Genomic DNA, 23,418 nt, shown 5'->3' with positions numbered 1-23,418 from the left:
TCAGAGCTTGGCATTCACGTGGATGGCCAGGGCGGTCATCCTGGGGACGTTGGCGGTGAAGGTGCCGTCGGACGCGACCGTGACGACGTGCGAGGGGGCGCAGGTCTTCGACACGGGGTCGTAGCCGCCGCCGATGACGTTGCAGTACCGGCCGGGGGCCAGGCGGGTGCGGTAGGTGCGGTTCCAGTCGGTGGACTCGTCGCGGTTGATGACGACGTAGCCGCGGTCGCCGCGGCTGAAAGCGATCTTGTTGCCGGGGCCGCCCTCGGTGTAGTCGGTGTACCAGTCCTGCTCGGGCGCGTTGTCCGCCTTGTTGACCGGGGTGTTCCCCACCGCGTTGCGGAAGCCGACCATGTCGGCCATCTCCGGGAGGCGGTGCTCGCAGATCCATTCGGTGCCGTCGCAGGTGACGTCCTTGGTGGTGCCGCCTCCGTCGGTGGGCGGGCTGGTGTCGCGCTGGGTGAACCCGAAGCTGGACATCACCAGGGGCGTGCCGTAGTCCCAGCCGAGCATGAACACGTTGGCCAGCCGGTACGCGGCGCCGTTCTTGTAGGTGAGGATGCGGCGGCCGGACAGGGCGTCGCGCTGGCTGTCGTGGTTGTCGACCATGACGATCGCCTTGTCGCTCGGCTCCATGCCGTCGCCCCAGTTGACGGGGAAGGCGTGCAGCTGGTGCAGCCGGTTGCTCGGGTCGGTGGTCGTCCAGAACTTCGCCGAGAGGAAGTTCATGGCCTGGACCTCCTTGAGGTCGCCGTTGGCCCGGTACTCCGACGGCCTGATCGGCTCGCCGGCGCCGTAGAGGACCTCCTGGTAGACGTACGGGTCGCGGGTGCCGGTGCCGGGGAAGGCGGGGTCGGCGGCGATCTGCCTGCGCATCTCGCCGAGGACGGCGGCGATGTCGGCGGCCGGGATGTGCTTGGCCGCGTCGATGCGGAAGCCGTCCACGCCGAGGGAGGCCAGGTCCTTGAGGTATCCGCCGAGGGTGGGGCGGACGTATCCGGCGTCCTCGGTCTTCAGGTCGGCCAGGCTCGCCAGTTCGCAGTTCTGCACCTCCCAGCGGTCCTGGTAGTCGCCGATGTCGCGGCGGCAGGTGTGGAAGTCGGCGTCGGAGAACGTGCCGGGGTAGGTGTACTTGCCGGTGAAGCGACTTCCGGCGCTGCCGGTGCCGCTGGAGGAGCCGGTGGTGTGGTTGATGACGGCGTCCGCGTACACCTTGACGCCGCTGGCGTGGCAGCGGGCGATCATGTCGCGGAACGCGTTGACGTCGCCGCGGCGGGTGGTGAGCTTGGCGAAGTCGCCCTTGGGGTAGCTGACCGGCTGGTAGTCCTGCCACCACGGGTAGCCGCCCTGCCCGGCGTTCGGCAGGACGACGTGCTCCTGCGGCGGTGAGATCTGCACGGCGCCGAAGCCCTTGGGGCCGAGGACGTTCTCGCATTCCTCGGCCACGTCGCTCCACTTCCACTGGAAGAGCTGGACGATGACCTTCCTGTCGCCGGGCGGTGCCGCGGCGGCGGGCGAGGGGGCGGTCAGGGCGGGGACGAACGCCGTGGTCAGGGTGAGTGCGGCGAGCAGGGTCGAGCGGGGTGGTCGCATCACGTGCCTCCTGGGAGTGGATGGGGCGGGGTCCCCCCGATGAGGCTCTGGTCAGGATTCGACGAAGACGGCTGTGGTGCGGGCGGGGACGTGCAGGGTGCCGGTGTCGGGGTCGAAGGAGGACCGGCGGACGACGGGGTCGGCGGACGCGGCCTGGACGGGGTGCAGGGTGACGGCGGCGTCCTTGAGCGGGGGCACGGTCTGCGCCCGGGGCTCGGGGGTGGCGTTGAAGACGACGGTGATCGACTTCCAGCGCGGGTCGAGGCCGCGGCCGTCCAGCCGCATGGTGATGACGCCGGGCGTCTCGCCGGGGCCGCTGAGCGGGAAGGACAGCCGCCGCTGCACGTCCGCGGCCGTGGGCAGGGAGAACAGCGGCGAGGACTCCTTGACGCGCAGCAGCTCGCCGGTTCGGGTGCGGGCGGCGTCGATGTCGGCGCACGACGGCCGCAGGGCCGGGTCGGCGAGGAGCGGGCGGGCGTACGGCCACTTGTCCCGGTTGTCGGCGGCCGGGGGCAGCCCGGCGCCGAAGCCGTTGCCGTCGCGGCAGTCCCACAGGAGGCGGTTGAACCAGTCGCCGGAGTCGTAGGAGTTGCGGTCGAGGGACTTGGAGCGCAGCCGTTCCGTCCCGGCGTGCACGAACGGGACGCCCTGGCTCAGCAGCGCCGTCGACAACGACACCACGTGCATGCGCACGCGGTCGGCCATCGGCGTGGACGGCGGCAGCTTGTAGGCGAGCGCGTCGTACAGCGTCTCGTTGTCGTGCGCGTCCACGTAGGTGACGGCCTCGTGCGGGGCGGCCGTGTAGCCGGTGGGCGCGCCGTTGTAGTCGACCTGCGCGCCGGTGACCGTGCGCCCGTCGGAGGCGGTGAACCGGTAGTCGCGCAGGTTGCCGGTGAGCCCGACCTTGATCTGGTCGGCGGAGCGCAGCAGGCGGGCGCGCTGCTCGGCGTCCGTGCCGTTGGCCGGTGCGCCGTTGGGCGCCGTCCACAGGCCGGACCCGAAGCCCTGCACGCGCGGGTCGGGGTCGAACGGGCCGCCGCCGCGCACGGCGTCGCGGAGCCGGTCGTTGAACGTGCCGATGCCGGTGCCCGCCAGGTTGGCCTGCGTGGCCTGCTCGAAGCGGGCGCCGCCGGCGACCTCGCCGAAGTCCCAGCCCTCCCCGTACAGGATGATCGAGCGGCCGTCCACGCCGTCGCGTTCGGGGGTGAGGCGGTCGAGCGCCTGCCGGACGCGCAGCATGCCCGCCTTGGGGTGGTGGCCCATCAGGTCGAACCGGAACCCGTCGACCTTGTACTGCCGGGCCCAGGTGACGACCGAGTCGACGACGAGCTTGTCCATCATCGTGTGCTCGGGCGCGGTGCCGGCGCAGCACGTGGAGGTGGCGACGGTGCCGTCCTCCAGCAGCCGGTGGTAGTAGCCGGGGACGATCCGGTCGAGGACGGATCGGGGGTCCTGCCCGGACGCGAAGGTGTGGTTGTAGACGACGTCCATCACCACGCGCAGGCCGGAGCGGTTGAGCCCGGCGACCATCTCGCGGAACTCTCTGGTCCGGGCGGGGCCGTCGGGGTCGGAGGCGTAGGAGCCCTCGGGGGCCGTGTAGTGCATCGGGTCGTAGCCCCAGTTGAACGCGTCGGAGTCGCGGACGGCCGCCACGCATTTCTGCTGCCCGTCGGAGTCGGCGGGCAGCGCCGCCAGGTCGCAGGCCGGGGCGCGCTGGTCGGCGCGGCGTTCCGGGACGGTGGCGAAGTCGAACACCGGCAGAAGGTGGACGTGGGACACCCCGTCGCCGGCCAGGCCGCGCAGCGCCCGCATGCCCGCCGAGTCCCGCACCGTGAACGCGCCGTAGGTGCCGCGCAGCCGCTCGGGGACGGTGCGGTCGGAGGCGGAGAAGTCGCGGACGTGCAGCTCGTAGACGGACGGGCGGCGCGGCGGCGCGGGCTTGCGCAGCGCGTCCCATCCGGCGGGGGCGAGCGACGGGTCGTCCAGGTCGATCAGCAGGCTGCGTTGGGAGTCGGCGGTCAGGCCGAGGCTGTAGGGGTCGGTGACCACGTTGGTGACGACGCGTCCGGCGGACGGCGCGAACACCGTCACCCGGAAGGCGTACCGGCGCCCCTTCCACGAGGGCGTCCCGGTCACCGACCACACGCCGGTGGCGTCGTCGCGGCGCATCGCGACCGTCCGGCCGCCGAGGTCGAGCGCGACGTGCCGCGCGGTCGGCGCCCACACCGACAGCGTCGGCACGCCGTCCCGCCACACCGGCCCGAGCCCGGCGCGGGACGCCGCCCGCCCGTACACGTCGTCGAGCACGCCCGGGATCTGGACGCCGGTGGCGTTCAGCAGCCGGCCGTCGCCGTCGCGTTCGACCGCCACGACCTGCCCGCGCAGCACCGCGCCGATGTCGCGGACGGCCACGCGGAACGCCTCGTACGACGCCAGGTGCGGCCATTTGGCCCGTTGCGCCTCGGTCAGCCCGCCCGGGACGGGCTTGAGCGGAACGACATGACGGTCGCCGGCCAGCTCGCCGTCCTCGACCCGGAGATCACCGGACGGCGAGTACACCAGCTCGTGCCGGTGCCCGTCCCCCGGCTGCCACGCCAGCGTGCCGCGATCGATCCAGTGGGCCCGCGCACGCGACAGATCGACGTCCGCGGCGACCGGTCCGGGCACGGCCACCACTCCCCCTGCCAGCATCAGCGCGGCCACGACCCACCGCGCCGTTCGCCGGAACCTCTGCCCGATTCGCACGGCGCATCACCGCCCGGCGACGGTGGCGCGGGTCTGGGCGGAGGCGGTGCGGCCGGCGGAGTCGCGGACGACGGCCTTGTAGGCGACGGGTGTTCCGGCGGGGACGCCGGTGAGGTCGTGGAAGACGCGGAAGGGCCGGGCGTCGTCGGTGCCCAGCACCCGCCACGGCCCCTTGCCGACCTTGGCGGCGAAGGTCACCTGGTCGAAGCCGTCACCGGGGACGGTCGCGGCGATCTCCGCGCGGCCGCCGAGCGTTCCGGGGAGCCGCAGGGAGATCGAGGGGCGGGCGGCGGGCGCGGCCAGGCGGCCGGCGGCCCGGTAGACGACGGCCGAGCGGGCCGGGACGGTGACGGTCAGCCGCTTGTCGGCGCCGCTGCTCACCCGGGCGCCGGGTGCCGGGTAGAGGGGGGTGAACGCCATGCCCGCCGAGTACGTCGGGACGGCGACCCGCTGCGGCGCGGCGCCGTTGTTCAGCGCGACGACGTATTCGACCTGGTCGCGGGCGTCGATGCGGGAGAAGGCGTACACGCCGCCCTGCGCGAGCCGTTCGATCTGGGCGCCGTCGCGCAGCGCCGGGTGCCGGGCGGTGAGGTCGGCGAGCGTCCGGATGCCCCGGTAGAGCGGGTGGCCGGTGACGAAGTTGTCCCGGGCGTGGGTGGCGTCGGTGCCGATCAGGTCGTCGGTCAGGTACTGGCCGGCCCTGGCGGCGAACATCGGGGCGCGGGCGGCGCGGTCGCCGCCCTGGCCGGTGAAGCCCTGCTCGTCGCCGTAGTAGACGACCGGCTGGCCGCGCGTCAGGTACATCAGCTCGTGCGCGAGGAGGTCCCGCCGCAGCAGCTCGGCGTCCGACGCGCCCGGGTTGTCCTGCTTGAGGAAGTACCCGATGCGGCCCATGTCGTGGTTGCCGAGGAAGGTCGGCAGCGAGTAGGCGTTGGAGTCGGCGTCGGTGTAGACGTCGTCGGCGCGGTAGAGGCGGCCGAGGACCTCGGCCCCGGCGCCCTGCGAGGCGTAGGCGCGGGCGGCGGACTGGAAGGGGAAGTCCAGCACCGCGTCCATGCGGCCGGTGGTGGAGTAGCGGGAGATGAACGACGGGTCGTCGCTGTAGGCCTCGCCGAACATGAAGAAGTCCTTGGTGCCGGCGCGGCGGGCGTGGGCGCGCACCTCGGGCGCGAAGCGCTGCCAGAACTCCATGTTGACGTGCTTGGCGGTGTCGATGCGGAAGCCGTCGATCCCGGCATCGCGCACCCACGTCCGGTAGATGTCGATCATGCCGCGGACGACCTCGGGACGCTCGGTCCACAGGTCGTCCAGGCCGACGAAGTCGCCGTACTCGTTGCTCTCGCCCTCCCAGGTCGAGTCGCCGCGGTTGTGGTACATGCGCACGTCGTTGAGCCAGGACGGGTTCTTGGTGACGCCCTTGATCGGCACCGGCGTGTACGGGAACGAGCCGGGCCCGATCTCGGGGAAGGGCCGGTCGCCGCGGGCGTAGTCGCGGTCGTCGAAGGGGCGTCCGGCGGCGTCGCGGTAGGGGTGCTCGGCCTTGGCGCGGTAGGCGTACTGCTTCTCGGCGTAGTCGATGCCGTCGGCGGTGTGGTTGGTGATGATGTCGAAGAAGACCTTCATCCCGCGCTTGTGCGCCTCCCGCACCAGCCGCTTCATGTCGGCGTTGGTGCCCAGGTGCGGGTCGATGCGGGTGAAGTCGGTGATCCAGTAGCCGTGGTAGCCCGCCGAGGCGTTCGCGCCCTCCCCCTGCACGGGCCGGTTCTGGAACGCGGGGGTGATCCAGACGGCGGTGGTGCCGAGGCCCTTGACGTAGTCGAGCCTGGAGATCAGGCCGGTGAGGTCGCCGCCGTGGTAGAAGCCGATGTCGGTGGGGTCGTAGCCGGTGGCGAGGCGGTCGCCGGACAGCCCGCCGGTGTCGTTGCGGCGGTCGCCGTTGGCGAACCGGTCGGTCATGGCGAAGTAGAAGCGTTCGCGGCTGAGCGCGGGCCGTACCGAGGTGCGGGCGAGCAGCCGGTCGGCGGGCGCGCCGGGCGCCGCGACGGCGGCCGGGGCGAGGGCGGGGACGAGCGAGGACGCGACGACGGCGGCGGTGACCGCGGCCGTGCCCCGCCGGACGGCGGAACGACGTCGGGGAGAGCGGACCACGCGGGCCTCCCAGGCGGGTGAAGCGTGTCGGGGTGGTTGCCGGGAAGTTACAAAGCCCGGCGGTTCCTTGCAAGAGTCCCGCAAGAAGTTGCAGCAAGCGGCCACCGGCCACGAACGCCCGCCCGGATGGGGACGCGACATCAGAGCGCAGAGGCGACCCCGCATCCGATCCACCACCGAATAGGGCACCTCCTTGCAGAAAATTTCTGCAAGCTCTTTACCGTTATGCAAGTCGTTGCTAGCGTCCGGCAGCGACCGACCCACGTCCCGGCGCCCCGCCGGCGGACGGGACGGCAGCACGGCGGGCCGCCCGTGCGGCCCCTGACCGAGGAGGTCCCATGCGGCGCACACCCCTGATCGGCATGCTCGCCGGAGTCGCGCTGACCCTGGCCGCGTGCGGCGGCGACGGCGACGGGAACGGCGGCGGGAACGCCGGGGGCGGGCTCACCGGGCGCGGCCCCATCACGATCGCGACCGGCAAGGACCGCTCCGGCAACATGCAGAAGATGATCGACGCGTGGAACGCCGCGCACCCGCAGGAGAAGGTCCGCGTCATCGAGCTGCCCGACGAGCCCAACGACCAGCGGCAGCAGATGATCCAGAACGCCACCACCAGGTCCGACGCGTACACCGTGCTCAACCTGGACGTCGTGTGGACCGCCGAGTTCGCCGCCAACCGCTGGCTGGTCGAGCTGCCCGAGGACAAGCTCGACCTCAAGGCGCTGCTCCCCGCCACGGTGCCCACCGGGCAGTACCGCGGCCGCCTGTACGCGATGCCGCTGAACTCCGACGCCGGGCTGCTGTACTACCGCACCGACCTGCTGAAGAAGGCGGGCGTGGCCGGGCCGCCGAAGACGTGGGCCGAGATGTGGGCGGCGTGCGACAAGGTCAGGGCGCTGCCGGAGGGCAGGAACGTCGACTGCTTCCTCACCGAGGTCGGCAAGACCGAGGGGCTGACCGTGTCCACCGCCGAGGCCGTGGCCAGCGCCGGCGGCACGATCGTCGACGCCTCCGGCAAGCCGGCCGTCACCTCCCCCCAGGCCAGGGCGGGGGTGGAGTTCCTGGTCGGCGCCATGAAGGACGGGCGCATGCCGCGCGCCGCCCTCACCCTGGACGGCGAGGGCGGCCGCCGTCACTTCCAGGCGGGCAAGCTGCTGTTCCACCGCCAGTGGCCGTACCAGTACGAGCTGGCCAACGCCGACGACGGGTCGTCCAAGGTCGCCGGGAAGTTCGCCGTCGCCCCCATCCCCGGACAGAACGGGCCCGGCACGGCCAACCTGGGCGGCCACAACTACGCGATCTCGGCGTTCGCCAAGAACAAGGCCACCGCGCTCGACTTCATCCGGTACATGGCCGACGCGAAGCAGCAGAAGGCCGACTCCCTGGCCACCGGCAAGGCCCCGACGGTCGCCGCGCTCTACGACGACCCCGAGATGGTCAAGAAGTTCCCGTTCCTGCCGACGCTGAAGACCGCGATCGAGACGGCCAAGCCGCGTCCGGCGGCGGTCCGGTACGGGGACGTCACCGCCGCGATCCAGGGCGCGGTGTACGACGCGCTCGGCGGCAGGGCGACCAGCGACAAGGCCCTGGCCGACCTGCAGACCAGGCTCGCCCAGCTCGCCACGTCGTAGCCGCCGCGCCGGACACAGGAAGAGACCCACATGGCCACCGCACTCGACCAGACCAGGGCCGCGCCGCCCGCCGCCCGCCGCGAGCGCCGCCGCCGGGGCGGCCGCGACGGGTCGCGGCGCCTGGCCGCGCTGCTGCTGTCGCCGACGCTGCTGGTGCTGGCGCTCGTCGTCGGCTACCCCGTGCTCGCCGGCTTCCGCGAGTCGCTGTTCGCCCGCGGGCAGGGCCTGGACGCCGACGGGTTCGTCGTGGAGGGCGACCGGTTCGTCGGCCTGGACAACTACACCGCGATCTTCTCCGGGTACCGCGCCGAGGTGTTCTGGAACGCCTTCGGCAACACCACGTTCTTCACCGTCACCACCGTGACGCTGGAGACGCTGCTCGGCGTGTGCATGGCGCTGATCATGCACTGGGCGTTCCGGGGGCGCGGCCTCGTGCGCGCCAGCGTGCTGGTGCCCTGGGCGATCCCCACGGCGATCTCCGGCCTGCTGTGGCGGTGGATCTTCCAGGCGGACGGGGCGTTCAACGCGGTCCTCGGCCGCCAGGTGCTGTGGACCGCGGACGGGTGGCCGTCCCGGCTGGCCGTCGTCATCGCCGAGGTGTGGAAGACCTCCCCGTTCATCGGGCTGCTGGTGCTGGCCGGGCTGCAGCTGATCCCCCGTGACGTGTACGAGGCGGCCCGGGTGGACGGCGCGGGCGCCCTCCAGCAGTTCTGGCGGATCACGCTGCCGCTGGTGCGGCCGGCGCTGCTGGTGGCGGTGCTGTTCCGGATGCTGGACGTGCTGCGGATGTTCGACCTGCCCGCCGTGCTGATCGGGGTCAACAAGCGGTCGGTGGAGACGCTGACGATGCTGTCGTGGTTCGAGGCGAGCAACCTGCGCTACGGGTCGGCCGCCGCGTACGCCACCATCCTGTTCGCCTACATCGCGCTGATCGCGTACCTGTTCGTCAAGCTGCTGGGCGCCGACATCATCGGCGAGGCCCGCCAGGGCCGCGGGAAGGGGAAGGCATGATCGCGGCGAGGGTGCGCGGGCTGGCGCCGTACGCGGGCGTCGCGGCGGTGGTGGCGTTCTGCCTGGCGCCGTTCTACTGGATGGTGATCTCGGCGTTCCGGCGGCCGCAGGACCAGTTCGACAACGCGATCGTCCCCACCCGCTGGTCTGTGGAGAATTTCACAGCGGTGTTCTCCGGAGGCAACGGATTCGGCCGTGCGCTGGTCAACAGCCTGGTCGTGGCCGGGATCACCACCGTGCTCACGCTGGTGGTCGGCGTGTTCACCGCATATGCTCTGGCCCGGCTCACGTTCCCGTTCAAGAACGCGGTGCTGGGCCTGATCGTGGCCACCACCATGTTCCCGGGCATCTCCCAGCTCGTCCCGCTGCTGAAACTGTTCACCGACATCGGATGGATCAACACCTACCAGGCGATGGTCGTGCCGAGCCTCGGGTTCGCGCTGCCGTTGACGGTGTGGCTGCTGACCGCGTTCTTCCGGCAGCTGCCGTTCGAGCTGGAGCAGGCCGCCATGGTGGACGGCTGCACCCGGGGGCAGGCGTTCCGCCGGGTCATCGTGCCGCTGGCCGCGCCGGGGGTGTTCACCACCGCGATCGTCACCTTCATCGCGGCGTGGAACGAGTTCATCATCGCGCTGTCGGTGGTGAACGAGAAGCGGATGCAGACCGCCACGGTGGCGATCTCCAAGTTCACCGGCGTGTCCGGGTTCGACCAGCCGTTCGGCACGCAGATGGCGGCCGGGGTGGTCGTGACCGTGCCGCTGGTGGTCGTGGTGCTGGTCTTCCAGCGGCGGATCGTCGCCGGGCTCACCGCCGGCGGCATCAAGTGAGGGCCGCGCGCGAGACCTCCCCCGCGCCCGAACCAGCACCGACAACGCACGCACACCGATAAGGATGTTGATGACGCAGCACATCGTCGAAGCCGCGCCCGCCGCCCGTCCCGCGGGCTCCGCCACCGCCTGGTGGCGCGACGCGGTCATCTACCAGGTGTACGTCCGCAGCTTCGCCGACGGCGACGGGGACGGCATCGGGGACCTGCCCGGAATCCGCGCCCGGCTGCCCTACCTGGCCGGGCTCGGCGTGGACGCGCTGTGGATCACCCCGTTCTACACCTCCCCGATGGCCGACTTCGGCTACGACGTGGCCGACCACCGCGACGTCGACCCGATCTTCGGCACCCTCGACGACGCGCGGGCGCTGGTCGGCGAGGCCCACGAGCTGGGGCTGCGGGTCATCGTGGACGTGGTGCCGAACCACACCTCCGACCGGCACGTGTGGTTCCAGGAGGCCCTGGAGGCCCCGGCGGGCAGCGCCGCCCGCGCCCGGTACATCTTCCGCGACGGGCGCGGCGACGACGGCGCCCTGCCGCCCAACGACTGGGAGTCGGTGTTCGGCGGCCCGGCCTGGACGCGCGTCCCGGACGGCCAGTGGTACCTGCACCTGTTCGCGCCCGAGCAGCCCGACCTGAACTGGGAGAACCCCGAGGTCCGCGCCGACTTCGCGGACGTGCTGCGGTTCTGGCTGGACATCGGCGTGGACGGGTTCCGCGTGGACGTGGCGCACGGCATGGTCAAGGCGCCCGGCCTGCCCGACGTGGGCCACACCGGTCAGGTGACCATGCTCGGCCGGCAGGTGCTGCCGTACTTCGACCAGGACGGCGTGCACGAGATCCACCGCTCCTGGCGGCGCCTGCTGGACTCCTACGACGGCGAGCGCATCGCGGTCGCCGAGGCGTGGGCGCCGACGCAGGAGCGGCTGGCCATGTACGTGCGGCCCGACGAGCTGCACCAGGCGTTCAACTTCCACTACCTGACGGCCGACTGGGACGCCGGCGTCAAGCGCGAGATCATCGATGAGTCGCTGCGCACCAACGGCATGGTCGGCGCCCCGGCCACGTGGGTGCTGTCCAACCACGACGTCAAGCGGCACGTCACCCGCTACGGCGACGGCGAGGTCGGGCTGCGCCGGGCGCGCGCGGCGGCGCTGCTGATGCTGGCGCTGCCCGGCTCGGCCTACATCTACCAGGGCGAGGAGCTGGGCCTGAACGAGGTGCTCGACCTGCCCGAGCAGTACCTGCAGGACCCGCAGCGCGCCCGCGACCCCGAGTCGGGGCGCGACGGCTGCCGGGTGCCGCTGCCGTGGTCCGGCGACGAGCCGCCGTTCGGGTTCGGCGCGGGCGGCAGCTGGCTGCCCATCCCGCCCGCGTGGAAGGACCTGACCGTCGAGCGGCAGTCCGCCGACCCCGACTCGATGCTGGCGCTGTACCGCACGGCCCTGCGGATCCGCCGCGAGCACCCGGCGCTCGGCGACGGGGAGCTGCGCTGGCTGGTCGGTCAGCCCGGCGCGCTGGTGTTCTCCCGCGACCCCGCCGACCCGGACGCGCCCCGCCTGACCTGCGCGGTGAACATGGGGAGCCGCACCGTGCGGATCCCCGCGTACGGGCGGGTGCTGCTGGCCAGCGGGCCGATCCGCCCGGACGGCGACTGCGTCGTCCTGCCGCCGGACACCGCCGTGTGGTGCGAGGTCACCCCGGCGACAGGGGGCAACGGCGCCCGGGGCAGGTAAGTTGTGGCCATGACGATGCGCCTGGCCGACATCGCCGCCCACGCGGGCGTGAGCGAGGCGACCGTGAGCCGCGTGCTCAACGGCCGGGCGGGCGTGGCCCCGGCCACCCGGCAGGCGGTGCTCACCGCGCTGGACGTGCTCGGCTACGAGCGGCCGCCGCGGCTGCGCCAGCAGCGCACCGGCCTGATCGGGTTGATCGTGCCGGAGCTGACCAACCCCATCTTCCCGGCGTTCGCCCAGGTCATCGAGAACGCCCTGGCGCTGTCGGGGTACACGGCGGTGCTGTGCGCGATGACCCCGGGCGGCATCCGCGAGGACGACTACACCGAACTGCTGCTGGAACGCGGCGTGTCGGGGATCATCTTCGTCAACGGCGAGCACGCCGACTCGCGCTCCGACCGCACCCGCTACCTGCGGCTGATCGAGCGCGGCCTGCCGATCGTGCTGGTCAACGGGTACCGCGAGGACGTCGAGGCGCCGTTCATCTCCAACGACGACGTGGCGTCGCTGGAGATGGCGGTGGCGCACCTGGCCTCGCTCGGGCACCGGCGCATCGGCCTGGCGGTCGGGCAGGACCGGTTCGTCCCCTCGATCCGCAAGACCGAGGGGTTCCGCCGCGGCATGGCCGAGCACCTGGGCGTCACCGACGTGGGCGACCTGATCGTCAACACGCTGTTCACGGTGGAGGGCGGGCAGGCCGCCGCGCAGCGCCTGCTGGACCTCGGCTGCACCGCCATCTGCTGCGGCAGCGACATCATCGCGATCGGCGCGATCCGCGGGGCGCGCGGCCGGGGCCTGCGGGTGCCCGAGGACGTGTCGGTGGTGGGGTTCGACGACTCGCCGCTCACCCCGTACCTGGACCCGCCGCTGACCACCATCCGCCAGCCCGTCCGCGAGATGGGGCTGGCGGTGGTGAGCACCCTGCTGGAGGAGATCGGCGGCAGCCGGGTCCCGCGCACCGAGCTGCTGTACCGGCCGGAGCTGGTCGTGCGCCGTTCCACCGCGCCCGCGCCGGCGCGCCTGCCGGTGGTGGCCGACGCCTCCGCCGGGCCGCGCGACTGACCGCCGGAACGTGAGGGGGGAGGGGCGCGGCCCATGCCCCGCGCCCCTCCCCCATCCCCCGGGGAGGCCGGGCTCAGCGCAGGGGAGGTGCCGCCCGCTGAGCCAACCCGAGGGCGTACTCCGGCCACCACTGTCCGGCGGCCGGGTCGACCGATCCGTACTCGGGGTCGGCGGGGCCGGGCGTGCCGCGGGTGCACTGCCCGTCGGACTCGCCGGGCCGCTTCACCCACAGGAAGGCGTCGACCAGCTCGTTGCCGGTGCGGGTCGAGGGACGCGCGCCCAGGCCGCGGCCGGGCGGGTTGCACCACTCCTGCGGGTCGGTGTACTTGCCGGGCGGGGCGATCCACGGCCCCTGCCCGTTGCGGCTGGTGTCGATCACGAAGTGGGTGAGCCGGCGCGGGTCGGCGGGCTCGGCGGCCAGGTCGTCCGGCGTGCAGGACGCCGCGCCCGTGCGCTGCCGGAACCGGATGCACTTGGCCACGTCGGTGCCGTAGGACACCAGCTCGGCGTCGGCGCGGTAGTTGGAGACGTTGAGGAAGAACCCGTCGGCCTTGGCGACGCCGCCCCGCAGCAGGCGGCTGACGATGCCGAGCTGGGCGCGCGGCTCCCCGTACCCGGCGTCGTAGTCGTTGATCGACTGCCAGGCCGAGTGCCCGGCGTCGATGTAGACGCCGGTGCGCGGCAGCCGGGTGAGGGTGTCCACCGCGAAGCCGATCTCGCGGAACCGCTGCTCGACCAGGGCCATGTCCTCGGGCTGTCCGGTAGACCCGCCGCCGCCCTCGTTGCACCACGGCTCGCTGGACAGCAGCGCCAGGCCGTCCGGCTCGACGATCACCACGGCCTCGCCGCCGCCGACGCCCTCGGCGAACGCCTTGATCCACGCGCGGTACGCCTGCTCGCTCGGGGCCCCGCCCGCCGAGTACTGGGAGCAGTCGCGGCCCGGCACGTAGTAGGCGACCAGCACCGGCACCGACTTCTGCCGCGCGGCGTCGCGCATCGTGGCGCGGACGGCCTTGCGCACCTCGTCCGGCGTGCCGTCGGTGAACCACACCGCCTGGGAGACGCGCGACAGCGCGCGCATGTGCGCCGCGTCCTGGGTCCGGCCCTCGCGCGCCCAGACCTTCGCCTGCCGTCCGGCGTTGGTGTCCGGCTCGACGTAGAAGCGGGCGGGGCCGTCCAGCGGGTTGCCGGGACGGGCGGCATGGCCGGCGGTGCGCGTCCCGGCGGCGGGCGCGGCGACCGCGGCCGTCGTGACGTCCCGCGCAGGCGACCCCGTGGCCTGCGCGGACGCGGCCGTGCCCGTCACCACCGTGCCCGTGACCGCGGCGAGCGCCACCGCGACGGGGCCGATGCGTGCTCTCATGCGTGCTCCTCAAGTCTCCTCGGCTTGGGAGCGCTCCCATAGCATGAGGTTCGCGGGCCGCGCGCCGCCTGTCAACCTCCGGCCACCCGCGCGCGCACGCCCGCGCGGCCCCTGCCAGGGGTTACTTACGCAAAGTGATGGGAGCGCTCCCACACGTCGCGGACCAGCACCTTCGCCGCAACGTAACGGTTGTGTTGCGGACCATTGACAGTGACGTGAAGCACAGTCTTTCCTTCGTGGGAGCGCTCCCACACCCGACACGAACGAGAGGGGTCCCCCATGAGGGCCACCACGCGCCGCGTACCCGGCGGCAGGGGACTGAGAACGGGCCTGGCCGCCGTGCTCGCCGGGATCCTCGCCGCCACCTCCGCCTGCGGAGGCGGGGACGACGACAACGGCTCGTCCGGCGGCACGGTCGAGCTCACCGTCGACGTCTTCGGCGAGTTCGGCTACGAGGGGCTGTACAAGCAGTACGAGGCGTCCCACCCCAACGTCAAGATCCGGCAGCGCAAGGTCGCCGAGCTCGACCAGTACAAGCCGCGCCTGCAGCAGTGGATGGCCACCGGCAGCGGCGCGGGCGACGTGGTCGCGCTGGAGGAGGGCATCCTCCCCACCTACATGCAGCAGGCCAACCGCTTCGTCAACCTGTTCGACCACGGCGGCGCGTCGCTGGAGAAGAACTTCCTGGCCTGGAAGTGGAAGATGGGCATCACCGCCGACGGCAAGCAGCTGGTCGGCCTCGGCACCGACATCGGCCCCATGGGCATGTGCTACCGCAAGGATCTGTTCAAGCAGGCCGGGCTGCCCACGGACCGCGACGAGGTGTCCAACCTGTGGCCGGACTGGAACGGCTTCCTGGAGGCGGGCAAGAAGTTCCAGTCGAAGATGCCCAAGACCAAGTGGCTGGACGGCCCGACCGCGATCTGGCGCACCACCGTGTCCCAGGAGGGCGGCAAGACCGTCGGCTACACCTACTTCGACAACAGCGACAAGCTGGTGTTCGACAGCAACGCGGCGGTCAGGACGGCGTTCGACACCACGATGCGCTTCCAGACCGAGAACCTGACCGCCAACATGCGGATCTTCACGCCCGAGTGGCAGACCGCCCTCAAGCGCGACACCTTCGCCACGCTGCCCTGTCCCGCCTGGATGCTCGGCGGCATCGAGGAGTTCTCCGGCGACTTCGGCAAGGGCAAGTGGGACGTGGCCAAGGTGCCCGGCGGCGCCGGCGTGTGGGGCGGCTCCTGGCTGGCGGTGCCCAAGCAGTCCAAGCACCAGAAGGAGGCCGCCGAGCTGGCCAAGTTCCTGACCAGCCCGCAGGGCCAGCTCGCCGCGTTCAAGGACAAGAACACCTTCCCGTCCTCGCCGCAGGCCCAGCAGGACCCGGCCGTGACCGGCAAGACCAACCCCTACTTCGGGGACGCGCCGATCGGCAAGATCTTCAGCGAGATGTCGGGCGCGGTCAAGCCGCTGCACCTCGGCCCGAAGAACGAGGACGTGCGTGAGGACGTCGAGGACGTGTTCCTCGGCGTCGGCCAGGGCCAGATCAAGGCGTCCGACGCCTGGACCCGCGCCGTCGACGCCGCCACCAAGGCGGCCCGGTAACGCCCGCGCCTCCCGGAGGCCGTGCCGGCCCGGAGACCCCGGACCACGCCCGGCCTCCCGGGAGCGCGCCGGCCCCGGGGACCGCGGCGGCGGTGCCGCTGACAACCGCCCCAGGCACCGCCGCCGCCTCCCCCGGCCCCGCCCGGCGTCCGCCCCCGCGGGGAGGCGGGCGCCACACCGACGCGTCGAAGGCGCGCCGCACCATCCGAACTCTTCCGACGCCCAGAAAGGACATTTCATGAGCGTCGACGTGCGCCCGGCGAGCTCCGGGCGCAACCGGGCGGGCCGCGCGCAGCGGTCCGCCCCGCCCGGCGCGCCCCGCCGCGGCTGGCGGACCCGTCTCGCGCGGCTCGACATGCGGGCCTCGCCCTACCTGTTCATCTCGCCGTTCTACGTCGTCTTCCTGATCTTCGGGGCGTTCCCGCTGGTCTTCACCGTCTGGGTGTCCCTGCACGACTGGGAGCTGGCCTCGGGCGTGCGGGAGTTCGTCGGGCTGCGGAACTACGGCGACCTGCTCGCCGACGAGGCGTTCTGGCACTCGGTCGTCAACACGCTCGGGATCTTCGCCCTGTCCACCGTGCCGCAGCTGCTGCTGGCGCTGTGGGTGGCCAACCTGCTGAACCGGCGGCTGCGCGCCAGCACCTTCTACCGCATCGGCATGGTCGCCCCGATGGTGACCTCGACCGCGGCGGTGGCGATCGTGTTCGCCCAGCTGTTCGCCCGCGACTACGGGATGGTCAACTGGGTGCTCGGGCAGGTCGGCGTCGACCCGATCGACTGGCAGGCGTCCCGCGGCTGGTCCTGGGTGGCGATCTCGGCGATGGTCGACTGGCGGTGGACGGGCTACAACGCGCTGATCTACCTGGCCGCCATGCAGGCCATCCCCAAGGACCTGTACGAGGCGGCGGCCATCGACGGCGCCTCCCGGCTGCGCCAGTTCTGGCAGATCACCGTGCCGATGCTGCGGCCCACGATCATCTTCACCGTCATCATCTCCACGATCGGCGGCCTGCAGCTGTTCACCGAGCCGGTGCTGTTCGGCAGCGGCCGGATGGACGGCGGTCCGGTGCACCAGTACCAGACCGTCGCCATGTACATGTTCGACAACGCGTTCCGTAGCGACGCCTACGGCTACGGCGCGGCGATCGCCTGGATGCTCTTCCTGATGATCATCGTCTTCTCGCTGTTCAACTTCCTGTTCGTCCGGCGCGCGGGAGGCTCGCGATGACCGCCGTCCTGTCCCGACCGCGCCGCCCCGGCGGCCGGAGGCGCCGCCCCGGGCGGATGCGGGGGCTGTGGGACGCCAGCCCGCTGACCTACATCACGCTGGTCGCCGCGCTGGCGCTGTCGATCTTCCCGATCTACTGGATGATCATCGTCGCGACCCGTGGCAACGAGGTGGTCGGCGCCGTGCCGCCGCCGATGACGCCGGGCGGCAACTTCGGCGACAACGTGGGCCGCCTGTTCGACAACCCCGACGCCTACTTCGCCAAGGGCCTGGTCAACTCGGCGATCGTGTCGTCGGTGGTCACGATCTCCACGGTGTTCTTCGCCTCGCTGGCCGGGTTCGCCTTCGCCAAGCTGCGCTTCCGCGGCAAGAACGCGCTGCTGCTGGTGATCATCGCGACCATGATGATCCCGGTGCAGATGGGCATCATCCCGCTCTACATGATCATGGTGGAGCTGGGCTGGCAGAACCGGCTGCAGGCGGTCATCGTGCCGTTCCTGGTCACCGGGTTCGGCGTGTTCATGATGCGCCAGTACGCCGACCAGGCCGTGCCCGACGAGCTGATCGAGGCCGCCCGGGTCGACGGGTGCACCACCTTCGGCCTCTACTGGCGCGTCGTGCTGCCCGCGCTGCGGCCCGCGGCGGGCGTGCTGGGCCTGTTCACGTTCATGCAGACCTGGAACGAGTTCATGTGGCCGCTGGCGGTGCTCAACCCCGAGAACCCGACCGTCCAGCTGTCCATCAACAACCTGGCGAACGCCTACTTCAAGGACTACACGCTCATGTTCGCCGGGACGACGCTGGCCATCCTTCCGCTTCTCATCGTCTTCATCCTGTTCGGCCGCCAGATCATCGGCGGAATCATGGAAGGTGCGATCAAGGCGTGACCTCCGTACAGCACAGCTCCGAGCCCGCACCCGTCGTCGCGTTCCCCGCGGGGTTCCGCTGGGGCGCCGCCACCGCCGCGTACCAGATCGAGGGCGCCGCCGCCGAGGACGGCCGCGGGCCGTCCATCTGGGACACCTTCTGCCGCACGCCCGGCAAGGTGCTCGGCGGCGACACCGGCGACGTGGCCGTCGACCACTACCACCGGTTCCGCGAGGACGTGGCGCTCATGGCCGACCTGGGCCTGACCGCCTACCGGTTCTCGGTGTCCTGGCCGCGCGTGCAGCCGTCCGGCGCCGGGCCGCTCAACCCCGCGGGCCTGGACTTCTACCGGCGCCTGGTGGACGCCCTGCTGGAGGCGGGCGTCGAGCCGTGGCCGACCCTCTACCACTGGGACCTGCCGCAGCCGCTGGAGGACGCAGGCGGCTGGCCCGAGCGCGACACCGCGCACCGGTTCGCCGACTACGCCGGGGAGGTGCACGCGGCGCTCGGCGACCGGGTGTCGCAGTGGATGACGATCAACGAGCCGTGGTGCGCGGCGTTCCTGGGGTACGCCTCGGGAGAGCATGCGCCCGGTCGAAGGGAGCCGGCCGCCGCGCTGCGCGCCGCGCACCACCTGATGCTCGGGCACGGGCTGGCGGTCGAGGCGATGCGCGCGCGCCGCCCGCAGAACCGGTTCGGCGCCGCCGTCAACCTGTACGCCATCTCCCCGGCGAGCCAGTCCGAGGCCGACCAGGACGCGGCGCGCCGCATCGACGGGATGCAGAACCGCTTCTTCCTGGACCCGCTGCTGCGCGGCTCCTACCCGGCCGACGTGCTGGCCGACCTGGAGGGGCACGACTTCGAGGCGTGCGTCCGGGACGGCGACCTGGCGGTGATCAACCAGCGGCTCGACCAGCTCGGCGTCAACTACTACTCCCGGTTCACGGTGGCGGGCACGCCGGGCGACGCCACGCAGGCGGTGTCGTCGCCGTTCTCCAGCCACTCCCCCTGGGTGGGCAGCGAGTTCGTGCGGTTCGTCGACGGCGGCCGTCCGGTCACCGGCATGGGCTGGGAGATCGACGAGGGCGGCCTGCACGAGCTGCTGGTGCGGCTGCACCGCGAGTACCCGGAGGTCGCGCTGTACGTCACCGAGAACGGCGCGGGCTACGACGAGACCCCCAACGGCGACCTGCCCCTCAACGACGCCGACCGCATCGCCTACCTGGAGGCGCACCTGCGCGCCTGCCACGACGCCATCGCCGACGGCGTGCCCCTGCGGGGCTATTTCACCTGGTCGCTTCTGGATAATTTCGAATGGGCATGGGGGTACTCCAAGCGCTTCGGGCTGGTGCACGTCGACTACGCCACCCAGCGCAGGGTGCCCAAGGAGAGCGCACGCTGGTACTCGGGGGTGATCCGGCAGGGCGGACTGCCGGACCACCGCTGACGGCGTCGCACGCGACGAAGGGGCCGGAACAGATGCGGGAGACCAGGGTGCCCGGACGGGCATCGGACACCGGGTTCGGCCGGGCGCCCGGACGGGAGCCCGGACGGGGACTCGGACGCAGGCTCGGCGAGAGGCTCGGCGAGGCCGCGGAGACGACGGGACGCTCATGGCGATGAGACGCCCGTCGGACCGGCCCACGCTGGAGGAGGTCGCCGCGCGGGCCGGGGTCGGGCGGGGCACCGTGTCACGGGTCATCAACGGCTCGCCGCGGGTGAGCCGCCGGGCCCGCGAGGCGGTGCTGCGCGCGATCGACGAGCTGGGGTACGTGCCGAACCGGGCCGCCCGCACCCTGGTGACGCGGCGGACCGACACGGTGGCGCTGGTGGTGGCCGAGTCCGAGCTGCGGGTGTTCGACGAGCCGTTCTTCGCCGGGATCACCCGCGGCATCAGCTCGGAGCTGAACGCCGTCGGGCTGCAGTTGCTGCTGGCGCTGGCGCAGTCCCCCGACGAGTACGCCCGGCTGGAGCAGTACCTGACCGGGCAGCACGTCGACGGGGTGCTGCTGACCTCGCTGCACGCCGACGACCCGCTGCCGGCCAAGCTGGAGGCCAACGGGGTGCCGACCGTGCTGGGCGGGCGCCCCCCGGGCCTGTCCCCGGTCAGCTACGTCGACGTCGACAACCGCGACGGCGCCCGCCGCGCCGTGCAGTACCTGCTGGACCAGGGACGGCGGCGCATCGCCACCGTCGCCGGCCCGCAGGACATGGGCGTGGGCATCGACCGGCTGGCCGGGTACCGGGAGGCGCTGGCCGAGGCGGGCCTGCCCGAGCTGGTGGTGTACGGCGACTTCAGTGAGGCCAGCGGGGTCGCCGCCGCCGAGGAGCTGCTGGAGATCGCCCCGGACCTGGACGCGCTGTTCGCCGCCGACGACCCGATGGCGCTGGGCGCCATGCGGGTGCTGAAGAAGCGCGGGCGCCGCATCCCCGAGGACGTGGCGGTGATCGGCTTCGAGGACTCGGCCAGCGCCCCGGTGGCCGATCCCCCGCTGACCACCGTCCACCAGTCGGTCGAGGAGATGGGCCGCAGCATGGCGCGGCTGCTGGTGTCGCGCATCCGGGGCGAGACCGTGGCCGAGCCGGTGGTGATCCTGCAGACCCACCTGGTGCTGCGCGAGTCGGCCTGAGTGTGCCGCGCGCCCGCAGGGGCGCGCGGCCACCTGCGTGAACCCGCGAGTCGTACTGGACAAAGTGGCGTGCGTCACGGTGTACTTGCGGTTGACCTCGGTCCGTGCGGCGGGCGCCGTATCGCATGCGCCACGCGAGGGCGCCGCCGGTGAGGGGGCACGGCCGGACCCACCCCAGGAGGGCGCGGTGCGCCGCGCCCATGACCCCCGACCCTAGGTGCAGCGATGGCCGCAGTCTCCCTCGAATCGGTGAGCAAGGTCTATCCGGGCGGGGTGCGCGCGGTGCGCGACCTGCGCCTGCATGTCCGCGACGGGGAGCTGCTGGTGCTGCTCGGTCCGTCCGGCTGCGGCAAGTCGACGATCCTGCGCATCATCGCCGGTCTCGAGGAGCCCAGCAGCGGCGAGCTGTGGCTGGACGACCAGCCGGCCACCGACCTGCCGCCGCGCGAGCGCAACGTGGCGATGGTGTTCCAGAACGGCGCGCTCTACCCGCACCGCAGCATCCACGGCAACCTGGCGTTCCCGCTGGAGCTGGCGGGCGAGGACCCGGCCGAGATCCGGGCCAAGGTCGTCGAGCTGTCGCGCGCCCTGCAGATCGACCAGGCGCTGGACCGGCTGCCCGGCAGCCTGTCGGGCGGGCAGCGGCAGCGGGTGGCGATGGGCCGGGCGATCATCCGCGAGCCGTCGGTGTTCCTGATGGACGAGCCGCTGTCCAACCTGGACGCGGCGCTGCGCACCGACCTGCGGCTGGAGATCGGCGCGCTGGTGCGCGGCCTCGGCGTGACCACCGTGTACGTCACCCACGACCAGGTGGAGGCGCTGACGCTGGCCGACCGGATCGCGGTGCTGCGCGACGGGCGCCTGGAGGACCTCGGCACCCCCACCCAGGTGTACGAGGACCCGGCCACCGCGTTCACCGCCGCGTTCCTGGGCGCCCCGCAGATCAACCTGCTCACCGGAACCGTCTACGCGCAACTGGGCGAGGGCAGCGTCACCGTCGACCTGGGCGGCCAGGAGGTGCGGCTGCCCTGGACGGATCCGCGCGTGGAGCACCTGGCGCACCACCACGGCCTGCCGGTCATCGTGGGGGTGCGCGCCGACGCGCTGCGCCCCGTGGACGAGCCGGACGAGGGCGCCGAGCTGTCGGGGCGGCTGCGCGCGCTGGAGTACCACGGGCACGAGTGGCTGGCGCACGTGGAGACGGACGTGCCGGTGATCGACCGCGACGTGCTCGGCGCGGAGCGGCGGGAGGAGGACGCGGCGCCGCGCGCCGAGTCGGCGGTGCTGGACCGGGTCCGTTCGATGCTGCGGCGGGGGCAGCGCCGCGCCGAGCCCGAGCCGGCGACCGACCACGTGGGCGCGCACCGCCGGTCGGACCTGGTGGTGCGGCTGAGGTCCGGGCACGGGCAGAAAATCGGCGCGCCGGTGCGGCTGGCGCTCGACGTGTCGCGGGCGCTGTTCTTCGGCCAGGACGGTCACCGCATCGATCCCGTCCAGCGCTGAGGCCGGGCGGGGCCGCCCGGAGGCGGCACGGATCCGGGGGCGAGGGTGCGCGGACGTGGAAGGGCGCCGCGGGCCGCTGCGGAGAGGGGTCACCGTCGCGAACGGGCCGCGGCGCCCGGTTCGGGGGCCGCCGGTTCTTCTAGGCGGTCGTGCAGGAACTGCCGTTGAGGGTGAACGCGGTGGGCGAGGGCGCCTCACCGCCGTGGGTGCCGTTGAATCCGATGGACGTGGCTGCGCCGGGCGCGAGCGCGCCGTTCCAGGAGGCGTTCTTGGCGGTGACGGTCGCCCCGGACTGCGACCACTGGGCGCTCCAGCCCTGGCTCACGCGCTGCCCGGCGGGCAGGTCGAACGTCAGGGTCCAGCCGTTGATCGCGGTGTTGCCGGTGTTGGTGATGGTGACGGCCGCGGTGAAGCCGGTGTTCCACTTGGCGGTGACCGCGTAGGCGACCTTGCAGGAGGCCGTCGGCGGGTCGGGGTCGCCGCCGCCGGGCGTGCCGCCCAGGGCCACGCGCAGCGCGTCGTAGGCGGGCTTGGGCCGCAGGTTCTCGTCCCAGGGCAGCGCGGCGCCCTCTCCGGGGAACACGCCGGGGATCCAGGAGTACTTGTCGGTGTAGTCCCAGATGGTGACGCCGACGCAGCGGGACACGGCCAGGCACGCCTTGGTCACGTCGGAGTACCAGGTGGCCTGGGTGGCGAGCTTGGTGCTGTCGGCGGGCAGCTGCATGCGGATGTCCAGCTCGGTGATGGCCACGTCCAGGCCGAGGTCGGCGAAGCGCTGCAGGTTCTCCTGCATGCGGGACGGGAAGCCGTACTGCAGCGCCAGGTGCCCCTGGAAGCCGACGCCGTCGATGGGCACGCCCTGCTCCTTGAGCGACTTGACGAGCCGGTACATGCCGTCGCTCTTGGCGCCGAATCCGTCGATGTTGTAGTCGTTGATGTAGAGCTTGGCGCCGGGGTCGGCGGCGCGGGCGGCGCGGAAGGCGTCGGCGATGTAGCTCTCCCCCAGCGTGCGGTAGAAGACGCTGTCGCGGAAGGTGCCGTCCTCGTTCAGCGCCTCGTTCACCACGTCCCAGTGCACGACCTCGCCCTTGTAGTGGGACGCGACGGTGGTGACGTGGTTCTGCAGGATCGAGCGCAGCTCGGCGGCGGAGAAGTTGCCGTTGGACACCCAGCCCGGCAGCTGGCTGTGCCAGACGAGCGTGTGCCCGCGCACCTGCTGCCCGTTGCGCTGGGCGAGGTCCACGATGGCGTCTCCGCCGCTGAAGTTGAACTGCCCCCGCTGTGGTTCGGTGGCGTCCCACTTCATCGAGTTGCCGGGGGTGACGGAGTTGAACTCGCTGCTGAGGATGGACACGTACGGGGCGTCGCTCAGCTCGGGATTGTCGGTGGCCGACCCGAAGTAGCGGTTCTTGGCGGCGGCCAGCTCGCTGAGCGTGGGCTCGCCGCCGGACGCCGCGGCGTTCGTGGCGG

The 23,418-nt window shown here is 72.4% G+C and carries 16 protein-coding genes; 11 read left to right on the top strand and 5 right to left on the bottom strand.

The window, feature by feature from the left end:
• From ABD811_RS34425 to ABD811_RS34415, 3 genes are read right to left on the bottom strand one after another with little or no spacing between them, the layout of a single operon-like run.
• Positions 1–1,593 carry an alpha-amylase gene (locus ABD811_RS34425; protein WP_344956131.1) on the bottom strand — a complete coding sequence of 531 codons (1,593 nt, stop codon included), beginning with the start codon at positions 1,591–1,593 and terminating at the stop codon, positions 1–3.
• A 51-nt stretch (positions 1,594–1,644) separates the two neighbouring features.
• Positions 1,645–4,338 carry a pullulanase-type alpha-1,6-glucosidase gene (gene pulA, locus ABD811_RS34420; protein WP_344956129.1) on the bottom strand — a complete coding sequence of 898 codons (2,694 nt, stop codon included), beginning with the start codon at positions 4,336–4,338 and terminating at the stop codon, positions 1,645–1,647.
• A 6-nt stretch (positions 4,339–4,344) separates the two neighbouring features.
• Entirely contained in the window at positions 4,345–6,486 is a 2,142-nt protein-coding gene (locus ABD811_RS34415) for an alpha-amylase family glycosyl hydrolase (RefSeq protein WP_344956127.1), read from the bottom strand.
• Positions 6,487–6,824: 338 nt separating this feature from the next.
• On the opposite strand from ABD811_RS34415, the gene ABD811_RS34410 reads away from it, so the two are divergent.
• The 5 genes from ABD811_RS34410 (at position 6,825) to ABD811_RS34390 (ending at position 12,752) form a co-directional block, all read left to right on the top strand.
• A complete protein-coding gene (locus ABD811_RS34410) occupies positions 6,825–8,117 on the top strand; it encodes an ABC transporter substrate-binding protein (protein WP_344956125.1) in 1,293 nt (430 codons plus the stop codon).
• A gap of 30 nt (positions 8,118–8,147) precedes the next feature.
• The gene (locus ABD811_RS34405) at positions 8,148–9,128 is read left to right on the top strand and encodes a carbohydrate ABC transporter permease (RefSeq protein WP_344956123.1); all 981 of its coding nucleotides are present in this window, start codon (positions 8,148–8,150) and stop codon (positions 9,126–9,128) included.
• Positions 9,125–9,955, top strand: a complete 831-nt coding sequence (locus tag ABD811_RS34400) for a carbohydrate ABC transporter permease (RefSeq protein WP_344956121.1) — start codon at positions 9,125–9,127, stop codon at positions 9,953–9,955. The genes ABD811_RS34405 and ABD811_RS34400 overlap by 4 nt, the downstream gene beginning before the upstream one ends.
• A 70-nt stretch (positions 9,956–10,025) precedes the next feature.
• Positions 10,026–11,690, top strand: a complete 1,665-nt coding sequence (locus ABD811_RS34395) for a glycoside hydrolase family 13 protein (protein WP_344956119.1) — start codon at positions 10,026–10,028, stop codon at positions 11,688–11,690.
• 9 nt (positions 11,691–11,699) lie between these two features.
• Complete coding sequence (locus ABD811_RS34390) at positions 11,700–12,752, top strand: LacI family DNA-binding transcriptional regulator (protein ID WP_344956117.1); 1,053 nt, start codon at positions 11,700–11,702, stop codon at positions 12,750–12,752.
• A gap of 73 nt (positions 12,753–12,825) precedes the next feature.
• Here the strand turns inward: ABD811_RS34390 and ABD811_RS34385 are convergent, their stop codons facing one another.
• Positions 12,826–14,115 (bottom strand): glycoside hydrolase family 6 protein, encoded by a 1,290-nt coding sequence (locus ABD811_RS34385; RefSeq protein WP_344956115.1) that lies wholly within the window; start codon positions 14,113–14,115, stop codon positions 12,826–12,828.
• 279 nt (positions 14,116–14,394) lie between these two features.
• On the opposite strand from ABD811_RS34385, the gene ABD811_RS34380 reads away from it, so the two are divergent.
• The 6 genes from ABD811_RS34380 (at position 14,395) to ABD811_RS34355 (ending at position 21,948) form a co-directional block, all read left to right on the top strand.
• Positions 14,395–15,720: an ABC transporter substrate-binding protein gene (locus ABD811_RS34380; RefSeq protein ID WP_344956113.1), complete on the top strand. Its 1,326-nt coding sequence runs from the start codon at positions 14,395–14,397 to the stop codon at positions 15,718–15,720.
• A gap of 238 nt (positions 15,721–15,958) precedes the next feature.
• Complete coding sequence (locus tag ABD811_RS34375) at positions 15,959–16,948, top strand: carbohydrate ABC transporter permease (RefSeq protein ID WP_344956111.1); 990 nt, start codon at positions 15,959–15,961, stop codon at positions 16,946–16,948.
• Entirely contained in the window at positions 16,945–17,835 is an 891-nt protein-coding gene (locus ABD811_RS34370) for a carbohydrate ABC transporter permease (protein ID WP_344956109.1), read from the top strand. The genes ABD811_RS34375 and ABD811_RS34370 overlap by 4 nt, the downstream gene beginning before the upstream one ends.
• Positions 17,832–19,262, top strand: coding sequence for a GH1 family beta-glucosidase (locus ABD811_RS34365; protein WP_344956107.1), 1,431 nt, complete (start codon positions 17,832–17,834; stop codon positions 19,260–19,262). Before ABD811_RS34370 ends, ABD811_RS34365 begins: the two co-directional genes overlap by 4 nt.
• Before the next feature lie 172 nt (positions 19,263–19,434).
• Positions 19,435–20,445 (top strand): LacI family DNA-binding transcriptional regulator, encoded by a 1,011-nt coding sequence (locus ABD811_RS34360; protein ID WP_425549490.1) that lies wholly within the window; start codon positions 19,435–19,437, stop codon positions 20,443–20,445.
• A gap of 225 nt (positions 20,446–20,670) precedes the next feature.
• Entirely contained in the window at positions 20,671–21,948 is a 1,278-nt protein-coding gene (locus ABD811_RS34355; protein WP_344956103.1) for an ABC transporter ATP-binding protein, read from the top strand.
• A 139-nt stretch (positions 21,949–22,087) separates the two neighbouring features.
• Here ABD811_RS34355 and ABD811_RS34350 read toward each other — a convergent pair.
• Positions 22,088–23,418, bottom strand: a 1,331-nt coding sequence (locus tag ABD811_RS34350) for a glycoside hydrolase family 10 protein (protein WP_344956101.1), incomplete at its 5' end; no start/stop codon positions are given.

The organism is Actinomadura miaoliensis (assembly GCF_039536785.1).
GTDB lineage: Bacteria > Actinomycetota > Actinomycetes > Streptosporangiales > Streptosporangiaceae > Spirillospora > Spirillospora miaoliensis.
Note: the sequence above shows the minus strand (reverse complement) of the source record. Positions and strands in the feature narration are given on the sequence as shown.